The sequence below is a fragment of the Novosphingobium profundi genome (genome assembly GCF_018491765.1).
GTDB classification, from domain to species: Bacteria; Pseudomonadota; Alphaproteobacteria; order Sphingomonadales; family Sphingomonadaceae; genus Novosphingobium; species Novosphingobium profundi.
The window spans coordinates 1-9,776 of record NZ_JABWCU010000048.1; the positions used below are offsets into that span (position 1 = coordinate 1).

Annotated in this window: 9 protein-coding genes; all 9 read left to right on the forward strand. The window is 62.1% G+C overall.

All coding sequences use genetic code 11. From position 1 onward, the window contains the following. Window positions 1-236: 236 nt before the first annotated feature. Complete coding sequence (locus tag HT136_RS25600; RefSeq protein WP_004206969.1) at window positions 237-1,373, forward strand: thiolase family protein; 1,137 nt, start codon at window positions 237-239, stop codon at window positions 1,371-1,373. After that, complete coding sequence (locus HT136_RS25605) at window positions 1,370-3,721, forward strand: 3-hydroxyacyl-CoA dehydrogenase/enoyl-CoA hydratase family protein (protein WP_004206971.1); 2,352 nt, start codon at window positions 1,370-1,372, stop codon at window positions 3,719-3,721. The genes HT136_RS25600 and HT136_RS25605 overlap by 4 nt, the downstream gene beginning before the upstream one ends. 45 nt (window positions 3,722-3,766) lie before the next feature. Then, on the forward strand, window positions 3,767-5,557 hold the full coding sequence (locus HT136_RS25610) for an acyl-CoA dehydrogenase C-terminal domain-containing protein (RefSeq protein ID WP_213504630.1): 1,791 nt from the start codon (window positions 3,767-3,769) through the stop codon (window positions 5,555-5,557). Then, window positions 5,554-6,462: an NAD(P)H-dependent flavin oxidoreductase gene (locus HT136_RS25615; protein ID WP_164523917.1), complete on the forward strand. Its 909-nt coding sequence runs from the start codon at window positions 5,554-5,556 to the stop codon at window positions 6,460-6,462. The genes HT136_RS25610 and HT136_RS25615 overlap by 4 nt, the downstream gene beginning before the upstream one ends. 9 nt (window positions 6,463-6,471) lie before the next feature. After that, complete coding sequence (locus HT136_RS25620) at window positions 6,472-7,215, forward strand: electron transfer flavoprotein subunit beta/FixA family protein (protein ID WP_004206977.1); 744 nt, start codon at window positions 6,472-6,474, stop codon at window positions 7,213-7,215. Between the two features lie 115 nt (window positions 7,216-7,330). Then, window positions 7,331-8,257, forward strand: a complete 927-nt coding sequence (locus HT136_RS25625) for an electron transfer flavoprotein subunit alpha/FixB family protein (RefSeq protein WP_004206978.1) — start codon at window positions 7,331-7,333, stop codon at window positions 8,255-8,257. An 8-nt stretch (window positions 8,258-8,265) separates the two neighbouring features. After that, window positions 8,266-8,691 (forward strand): PaaI family thioesterase, encoded by a 426-nt coding sequence (locus HT136_RS25630; protein WP_004206979.1) that lies wholly within the window; start codon window positions 8,266-8,268, stop codon window positions 8,689-8,691. Between the two features lie 14 nt (window positions 8,692-8,705). Further along, window positions 8,706-9,005 carry a polyhydroxyalkanoic acid system family protein gene (locus tag HT136_RS25635; protein WP_004206980.1) on the forward strand — a complete coding sequence of 100 codons (300 nt, stop codon included), beginning with the start codon at window positions 8,706-8,708 and terminating at the stop codon, window positions 9,003-9,005. Window positions 9,006-9,107: 102 nt separating this feature from the next. Continuing rightward, entirely contained in the window at window positions 9,108-9,347 is a 240-nt protein-coding gene (gene acpP, locus HT136_RS25640) for an acyl carrier protein (RefSeq protein ID WP_004206981.1), read from the forward strand. Window positions 9,348-9,776: the final 429 nt, after the last annotated feature.

Genomic DNA, 9,776 nt, shown 5'->3' on the forward strand with positions numbered 1-9,776 from the left:
TACCAGCGCACCGCCCATAGGATGACCTCTCCGGTGAAGTGCCGCCCCTTGAAATCGTTCATCGCAACCGATCCTGCCAATCCAGCAGCCCAATCTTGGCCACTGCGCCAGAGTTTGCAACAGAGCCGATTCCCTCGACGGCGTGAGAAGAGTGCCAAAGATTTTAGTTGACGTAAACGTCATTTCACGCACCATTAGGTAATCAGATGTCCGATTCCCTGGAGAGGCTATCATCGATGCGTAATGTGGTTGTTGCGGGCTATGCCCGGTCCCCCTTTCACCTGGCAGGCAAGGGCGCGCTGGCGCGCGTCCGCCCTGACGATCTGGCCGCTCAGGTCATTCGCGGACTGATTCAGCAGACCGGCGTGAAGGCCGAAGATATCGAGGATATCGTGCTGGGCTGCGCTTTTCCTGAAGGCGAGCAGGGCTTCAACATCGCGCGCCTTATCGGTCTTCTCGCCGACCTGCCGCTCTCTGTCGGCGGCATGACCGTTAATCGCTTCTGCGGATCGTCGATGAGCTCGGTCCACATCGCTGCGGGCCAGATTCAGCTTGGCGCCGGCGAGGCCTTCATCTGCGCGGGCGTGGAGTCGATGAGCCGCGTGCCGATGATGGGGTTCAATCCGCTGCCGAACCCCGAGCTCGCGAAGAAGAGCGCCGCCTATATGGGCATGGGCGACACGGCGGAGAATGTCGCGACCAAATATCAGATCACCCGTGCCCAGCAGGAAGCCTTTGCGGTCGCCAGTCAGGACAAGGCGGCCGCGGCTATCGCGGCCGGCAAGCTCGAGGCCGAGATCGTGCCGATCACGACCAAGGCGGGCGTGGTCGACAAGGATGGCACGCCGCGTGCCGGCACGACGACGGAAACCCTCGCCGGGCTGAAGCCGGCCTTCAGCCAGGACGGCACGGTAACGGCGGGAACGTCCTCGCCGCTGACCGATGGCGCAAGCGCAATCCTGGTCACGAGCGAGGATTATGCGCGCGCGCATGGACTGCCGATCCTTGCCCGCATCAAGTCGGTTGCTGTCTCTGGCTGCCAGCCGGAGATCATGGGCATCGGACCGGTCGAGGCCTCGCGCAAGGCGCTGCAGCGGGCGGGGCTCAGTGTGGACCAGCTTGACGTTGTCGAGCTCAACGAAGCCTTTGCGAGCCAGTCACTGGCCTGCATCAGCGACCTGGGGCTTGACCAGTCGAAGGTCAATCTGGACGGCGGCGCCATCGCGATAGGCCACCCTCTGGGGGCGACCGGTGCGCGGATCGTGGGCAAGGCCGCGGCTCTGCTGAAGCGCGAAGGCGGCAGCTATGCGCTTGCCACCCAGTGCATCGGCGGCGGTCAGGGCATCGCCACCGTGCTGGAGGCGGCGGAATGAGCGAGCAGGCCATCAAGCCAGTCGGCGCCCCGCCGGAAACCATCAAAAAGGTCTGCGTGATCGGCGCAGGCGTCATGGGCGCCGGCATCGCAGCGCAGGTCGCCAATGCCGGCGTGCCGGTGCTGCTGCTCGATATCGTGCCCAAGGAGGGCGGCGATCGTGACGCCGTGGCGAAGGGTGCGGTCGCGAAGATGCTGAAGACCGATCCGGCGCCCTTCATGTCGAAGGCTGCGGCGAAGCTCGTTGAAACGGGCAATATCGACGACCATCTCGAGCGGGTGGCCGAATGCGACTGGATCGTCGAGGCGATCGTCGAACGGCTCGACATCAAGCAGGCGCTCTACGCCAAGCTCGAGCAGCTCAAGCGTCCGGGCACGGCGGTATCGTCCAATACCTCGACGATTCCGCTTGGCCATCTGGTCGAGGGGCGGGACGATCAGTTCAAACAGGACTTCCTGATCACCCATTTCTTCAATCCGCCGCGCTACATGCGGCTCATCGAAATCGTGACCGGCCCCGACACTGATACGGCTGTGGCGAGGCGCGTCTCGGATTTCGTCGATCGAAAGCTCGGCAAGCGCATCGTGCCGGCGCGGGACACGCCGGGCTTCATCGCCAATCGCATCGGTACCTACTGGCTGGCCGTCGCGATCAATGCCGCGATGGACCAGGGGCTGACGGTGGAGGAAGCCGACCAGATCGGCGGAAAGCCGATGGGCGTGCCCAAGACCGGCATTTTCGGCCTTGTCGATCTCGTTGGCGTCGACCTCATGCCGCTGCTCACGAAGAGCCTGTCCTCGACGCTGCCGGCAGGTGACGCCTATTTCGACACGGTGAGGCCGATGCCGCTCGTCGACAGGATGATCGCGGAAGGCTTTACCGGGCGGAAGGGCAAGGGCGGTTTCTACGCGTTCGACAAGGCGACGAAGACCAAGAAAGCGCTCGATCTCGCGACCGGCGAATATCGCGTATCGGTGAAGCCGGCTTCCTTGCCGGGCCGGGCCGAGAAGGACCTGGCAGCATTGGTTGCTGCGCCCGGCAAGGTCGGGGCCTATGCCTGGGAAATTCTCGGCAAGGTTCTTTCCTATGCCGCGAGTCTGGTCGGTGAAGCTGCGGACAACATCGTCGGCATCGATGACGCGATGAAGCTCGGCTACAACTGGAAGTTCGGGCCGTTCGAACTGATCGATCGCCTCGGGCCGGGCAAGCTCGCCGAACGGCTGGCCGCCGAGGGGCGGGATGTTCCCGCGATCCTCAAGGTAGCCGGAGATCGGCCTTTCTACCGGGTGCAGGACGGCCGTCGGCAATATCTCGATGCCGCCGGCGACTATCATGATGTCGTGCGGCCCGAGGGCGTGCTGCTGCTGGAAGACATCAAGCTCCATAGCCAGCCGATCCTCAAAAATGGTTCGGCGGCACTCTGGGATGTCGGCGACGGCGTTGCCTGCCTTGAGTTCACCGGCAAGATGAACGCGCTCGACGGCGATGTGATGAAGCTGATCGGTCAGGCGATCCCGGTCGTGCAGGACAAGTTCAAGGCGCTCGTCGTCTATAATGAGGGCAGCAATTTCTCCGCCGGCGCCAATCTCGGTCTTGCTCTGTTCGCACTGAACATCGCGGCATGGGGCGAGATCGAAAAGCTCGTCGCGGGCGGGCAGCAGGCCTACAAGGCGCTCAAATATGCGCTGTTCCCGGTCGTGAGCGCTCCGGCCGGCATGGCATTGGGCGGCGGTTGCGAGATCCTGCTCAACAGTGATGCCGTGCAGGCCCATGCCGAAAGCTATGTGGGTCTGGTCGAGTGCGGCGTGGGTCTGATCCCTGGCTGGGGCGGATGCGGTGAAATGATCGATCGCTGGCGCTCCAGTCCCGGCATGCCCAAGGGGCCGATGCCGGCCGTAGCCAAGGTCTTCGAGACGGTATCGACAGCCACTGTGGCAAAGTCGGCCGCCGAGGCGAAGGAGCATGGCTTCCTGCGTCCCTCGGACGGCATTACGATGAACCGGGACCGTCTGCTGGCGGACGCCAAGGCGAAGGCACTGGAACTGGCCGACGGTTACAAACCGCCTGTGGCTCCGGAATTCCGCTTGCCTGGCGCGGGAGGCAAGTCCGCTCTTTCGATGGCTGTCGAAGGCTTCCAGGCCCGTGGCCTCGCCACATCTTACGATGGTGTCGTATCCGGCGCGCTCGCCGACGTCCTGACGGGCGGCGAGAAGGATCTCATCGACATCGTGACCGAAGAGGATCTGCTGGCGCTCGAGCGCAAGGCCTTCATGCAACTGGTGCGCGACCCGCGGACCCAGGCGCGCGTCGAGCAAATGCTCGTCACCGGCAAGCCGCTGCGTAACTGATTGGCGGCCGGCGGCCGGATGGCCGACCGGTCAGGAGATATAAATATGCAAGTCTATGACGCCCCGTTGCGCGACATGCGCTTCGTGCTCAACGAACTCCATGCCGATGACGGCTTCGGGGATATTCCCGCACTGTCGGAGTTCACACCGGATCTCACCGATGCGATCCTCGAGGAGGCGGCGCGCTTCTGTCGCGACGTCCTGTTGCCGATCAACCGGTCGGGCGACGAGGAGGGGTGTCATCTGGAAAACGGCGTCGTGCGGACGCCGGCGGGGTTCCCCGAAGCCTATAAGCAGTTCGCCGAAGGTGGCTGGACCGCGCTCGCATCCGATCCGGAATGGGGTGGGCAGGGGCTGCCGGAAGCGGTCAACAAGCTGGTCGAGGAGATGATCTGCTCGTCCAACCTCTCCTTCGGCCTCTACCCGGGCCTCACCCATGGTGCCACCACTGCGATCGATGGCCATGGCAGTGACGCGCTCAAGCAGGCCTACCTGCCCAAGATGGTGAGCGGCCAGTGGTCCGGCACGATGTGCCTGACCGAGCCTCATTGCGGTACCGATCTCGGGCTCCTGCGCAGCCGCGCGGTCCCGCAGGGCGATGGCAGCTACAAGGTCACCGGCTCCAAGATCTTCATCTCCGCCGGTGAGCATGACCTGACCGAGAATATCATCCATCTCGTGCTCGCCCGCCTGCCCGACGCCCCCAAGGGCGTGAAGGGCATCAGCTTGTTTCTCGTCCCCAAATATCTGCCCAGGGAGGACGGTACTCCCGGTCAATCGAACGGCGTCGCCTGCGCCGCGATCGAGCACAAGATGGGTCTCAAGGCGTCGGCGACGTGCCAGATGAACTTCGATGATTCGATCGGCTGGATCGTCGGTGAGCCTGGCAAGGGCATGGCCGCCATGTTCACGATGATGAACACGGAGCGTGTCTCCGTCGGCATCCAGGGCCTGGGTGTGGGCGAGGCGGCGTATCAGGCGGCGGCCTGGTATGCGAAAGATCGTATTCAGGGTCGGGCGCTCTCGGGACCCAAATATCCCGATCAGGCAGCCGATCCGATCATCGTTCACCCCGATGTTCGCCGCATGTTGATGACGATGCGGGCTTATAATGAGGGATGCCGGGCGCTCTCGGCCTGGGTCTCGCGCGCCCTGGACGCGGAAAAACATTCTCCCGAACCCGAAGTGCGCCAGCGTGCGAGTGACTTCATTGCGCTCATGACCCCCGTCGTCAAAGCGCTCTTCACCGACCTTGCGTTCGACAGCGCGAACCTTGCGGTCCAATGCTATGGTGGCCACGGCTACATCCGCGAAAGCGGCGTCGAGCAATATGCCCGCGATGCCCGGATCACCATGATCTATGAGGGGACGAACGGCGTTCAGGCGCTCGATCTCGTCGGCCGCAAGCTCGGCGCCCATATGGGCCGCTATCTGCGCAGCTTCTTCCATCCGGTGTCGGCTTTCATCGAGGAAAACAACGTCGACGGACCGATGAAGCCGATGATCGAGGCGCTCGCCAAGGCGTTCGGGGCGCTGCAGCTTTCGACGGCCACGGTCGCGCAGCGGGCGCTCAAGGATCCCGAAGAGGCGGGCGCGGCGTCGGCGGACTATCTGCGTCTGATGGGCCTGGTGGCCATGGGCTATTGCTTTGCCAAGGCGACCAAGATCGCAGGCTTGCAGCTCTTCTTCGGCAGCGAGGACAAGCGCTTCTACGATGCCAAGATCAAGACGGCGACGTTCTTCTTCGAGCGTATCCTGCCTCAGGCGACCGCCAGCTTCCTGGCGATCAAGGCGGGCAAGAAGTCGCTGATGGCGCTGGAAGACGACGTGTTTTGACGCTTCCGGCAAGCCTCGAAAAGCGGCTGGCCATTCCAGCCATCGTTGCGCCGATGTTCCTTGTGTCGGGACCGGACCTTGTCGTCAGTTGCTGCGAGGCGGGACTGCTTGGTACTTTCCCGGCGCTCAACCAGCGCACCAGTCAAGGTTTCGGTGAATGGCTGGATGAAATCGAGGAGCGGCTGGCTCCCATGCCGGGAGCGGCGCCCTTCGGCGTCAACCTCATCGTCCATAAGAGCAATCCGAGGCTCGACGCCGATCTGGAACTGATCGTTCGGCACCATGTGCCATTGGTCATCACCTCGCTCGGCGCCGTCGCGGATCTTGTCCAGGTGGTTCAGGGCTATGGCGGGCTGGTCTTTCACGACGTGACGAACGTGCGTCATGCGGAAAAGGCGCTCGAAGCTGGCGTCGACGGTCTGATCGCGGTCGCTGCCGGCGCGGGGGGACATGCCGGCACGATGAGCCCGTTCGCACTGGTTGACGAGATACGGCGCTTCTTCCAGGGGCCGCTGGCGCTTTCCGGCGCCATCACGCGCGGCCACCAGATCGCGGCCGCGCAGATGATGGGGGCCGATCTTGCCTATATCGGATCCCACTTCATCGCGTCGGAAGAGAGTCTCGCCTCGCCGGCACAGAAAGACATGGTGATCGGGGCCGGACCAGCGGATATCGTCTATACGGACCGGGTCACCGGCGTCGGGGCCAATTTTCTCCGGCCCTCGCTGGAAGCCGCGACTCTCCCTGAGCCACATGGCGCGCTTTCGGTTTCGGAGGAGGCCAAGGCCTGGAAGACGATCTGGTCGGCAGGCCACGGTGTCGGCGCTACCACTGCCGTCCAACCGGCCCGATCCATCTGTGAGAGACTCATTGCCGAATATCAGGCGGCATTACAATCAGAGTAGGATTGATCCATGAAGGTGCTTGTGCCCGTCAAGCGGGTTATCGATTATAATGTGAAACCGCGCGTGAAGGCGGATGGGACGGGCGTCGATTTGGCGAACGTGAAGATGTCGATGAACCCGTTCGACGAGATCGCCGTCGAAGAGGCTATCCGCCTCAAGGAAAAGGGAGTCGCGACCGAAATCGTGGTGGTGTCGATCGGCGTCGCCAAGGCGCAGGAAACGCTGCGCACCGCGCTCGCCATGGGGGCCGACCGCGCGATCCTCGTCCAGACTGACGATGAGGTCGAGCCGCTCGCCGTCGCCAAGATCCTGAAGGCCATCGCCACCGAGGAGGCTCCGGGCCTGGTGATCCTCGGCAAGCAGGCCATCGACGATGATGCCAATCAGACCGGCCAAATGCTGGCAGCCCTTCTCGGTTGGGGGCAGGGCACATTCGCCAGCAAGGTCGAAGTATCGGGCGAGACTGTCGCGGTGACCCGTGAGGTGGATGGCGGTCTGGAGACCGTAAGCCTCAAACTGCCGGCGATCGTGACGACCGATCTGCGTCTCAACGAACCGCGCTATGCGAGCCTGCCCAATATCATGAAGGCCAAATCCAAGCCGCTGGCGACGAAGACGCCGGCCGATCTCGGTGTTGAGATCGCCTCGCGCCTCAAGACGCTCAAGGTGACCGAACCCCCCAAGCGCTCGGCGGGCATCAAGGTGGCCGACGTCGATGAATTGGTCGCCAGGCTCAAGGAAATGGCGATTTGATAAACTTTCAAACGCGCCGAACTTGCCGAACCTCTCCCATGCAAGTGACGGCGCACCCCGCTTCATCCTGTGCGCACAGAGATGAAGCGGGGGCGGATTTCTCGGAGAATAAGTTATGAATACGCTCGTCTGGGTTGAACATGACAATGCGTCGGTCAAGGATGCGACGCTATCGGCCGTCACCGCCGCTGCCAAACTTGGTGAGGTCCATCTGCTGGTTGCCGGTGCGGGCATCGGCGGCGTGGCCGAGGCTGCTGCGAAGGTCGCGGGTGTCGCCAAAGTCGTAACGTTCGACGATGCGGCGTTCAAACACGCTTTGCCCGAGAATGTCGCGCCGGCCGTCGCGGACCTGATGCGCGGCTATGACGCGTTCGTGGCGCCTTCCACTTCGAATGGCAAGAACATCGCGCCGCGCGTGGCGGCCTTGCTTGATGTGATGCAGGTCAGCGACATCCTGTCGGTGGAAAGCGCTGACACGTTCACGCGTCCCATCTACGCGGGAAATGCGATCGCGACGGTCCAGTCGTCTGATGCAAAGAAGGTTATCACGGTGCGTGGCACAGCCTTCGAGAAGGCGGCCCGCGAGGGTGGCTCGGCCAGTATCGAGGCTGCGACGGGCACGGATGCGGGACTTTCCAGCTTCGTGGGTGCCGAGATCGCCCAGTCCGAGCGCCCGGAACTCACCTCGGCCAAAATCATCGTCTCGGGCGGGCGAGCGCTGGGCTCGGCCGGGCAGTTTCATGGCGTGATCGATCCGCTGGCCGACAAGCTGGGCGCGGGTGTGGGCGCAAGCCGCGCGGCGGTCGATGCTGGCTATGCGCCCAACGATTTTCAGGTCGGCCAGACCGGCAAGATCGTGGCGCCGGAAGTCTATGTCGCCGTCGGCATATCGGGTGCGATTCAGCACCTTGCTGGCATGAAGGATAGCAAGACCATCATCGCGATCAACAAGGATGAGGACGCGCCCATCTTCCAGGTCGCCGATATCGGCCTGGTCGGCGACCTCTTCAAGATCGTTCCTGAACTGACCGAAAAGCTTTGAGGTAAGCGATGACCGGTCTGGAAGAGATCGAACAGTTCATGGCGGCCGGCACCCGGCCGCCCATGATGGACCTGTTCGACATCGATCTGCTTGAGGCGGAGGAGGGGAAGGTCGTCTTTGTCGCGACGCCCACCTCGCAGACCTACAATTTCATGGGCATCGCCCATGGTGGCTATGCCGCGACGCTGCTGGATTCGGCCTGCGGCATCGCGGCGAACTCCGCGGCCCAAGTGCCCATCAACTGCGTCACGCTCGAACTCAAGGTCGCCTATCATGCGCCCTTGACCGACAGGGTCGGGATGGTCCGTGCAATCGGCCAGGTGGTGTCGATGGGCAAGAGGGTGGCGCATACCGAGGCGCGTCTGATCGACATGGCCGGCAAACTCTATGCCTCCGCGACATCGACCTTGCTGCTCGTCGATCGGGCGGCCTGAACAGGAAAGAAGATATGGAAGTCGTTATCCCGCACAGCCTTGGTAAAATCGAAGCGAAGAGCAGGATCGAGGCCGGCCTGCCCAAGCTGGCAGCGCATATCCCGGGAGGCGGTTCGCTCAGTTCCGAGTGGGTATCGGACTACGCACTACACTTGGTCATCGGGGCGATGGGGCAGAATATCCCGGTGCAACTCGACATTGAGGATAGCGAGATTCGCGGCGACGTCAGCGTACCGCTGTTCCTCAAAATGATGTCAGGACAGATTTCGGATTTTGTGAAAACGAGCGCCGAGAAAATGCTCAGCAAGGCATGATGAATTTACTGGCCGCAGGACAATATCGTTGCTCTGCGATGATTGAGTTTACGAGAATCTGCCCTGTTTCCTAGCCGATAGTGTCCGCGCGAGGGCTTTGTGATGGAAGAAATCGCTCCCCGAGTTTTCAGGATCATTAGCCGTCAGCTCGGCGTCTATCCGGATCAGATTGCCCTTGCTTCGTCTTTCTACGATGACATCGGCGTGGATAGTCTCGATGTGCTGGAAGTTGTGATGGCGCTTGAAGACGAATTCGGACTCACTATCCCGGATGAAGCCGCCGGTGAGGTCAAAACAGTAGAGGATGCGGTCAAGCTGGTCGAAGCATGGATAGCCAAGTGAGATAAAACCCACGATCCTCTGAAACCGCAATTCACGACGACAATGAAATCTAGATAGCTCTTTGGTCGCCTGACGTATCACTTCCATGATCAAGGCTACCGTGATCGCGCATAGCCGCCATATGCTTTGCGCCAGAAACGGGATTTCATCTATCGCTTTGCCCACTCGATGACGGAATGGTGTTTCCGAAAAGAATATAGCGAACCATGTTATCTAGGGTCCAGACTCGTTCAGAGCCAGAAGGCGATGGCAGTGGCGAGTGCCACGCCCGATAGGAAGTTGGCCGCAAGCTTGTCGTAGCGGGCTCTGTTGCAAACTCTGGCGCAGTGGCCAAGATTGGGCTGCTGGATTGGCAGGATCGGTTGCGATGAACGATTTCAAGGGGCGGCACTTCACCGGAGAGGTCATCCTATGGGCGGTGCGCTGGTA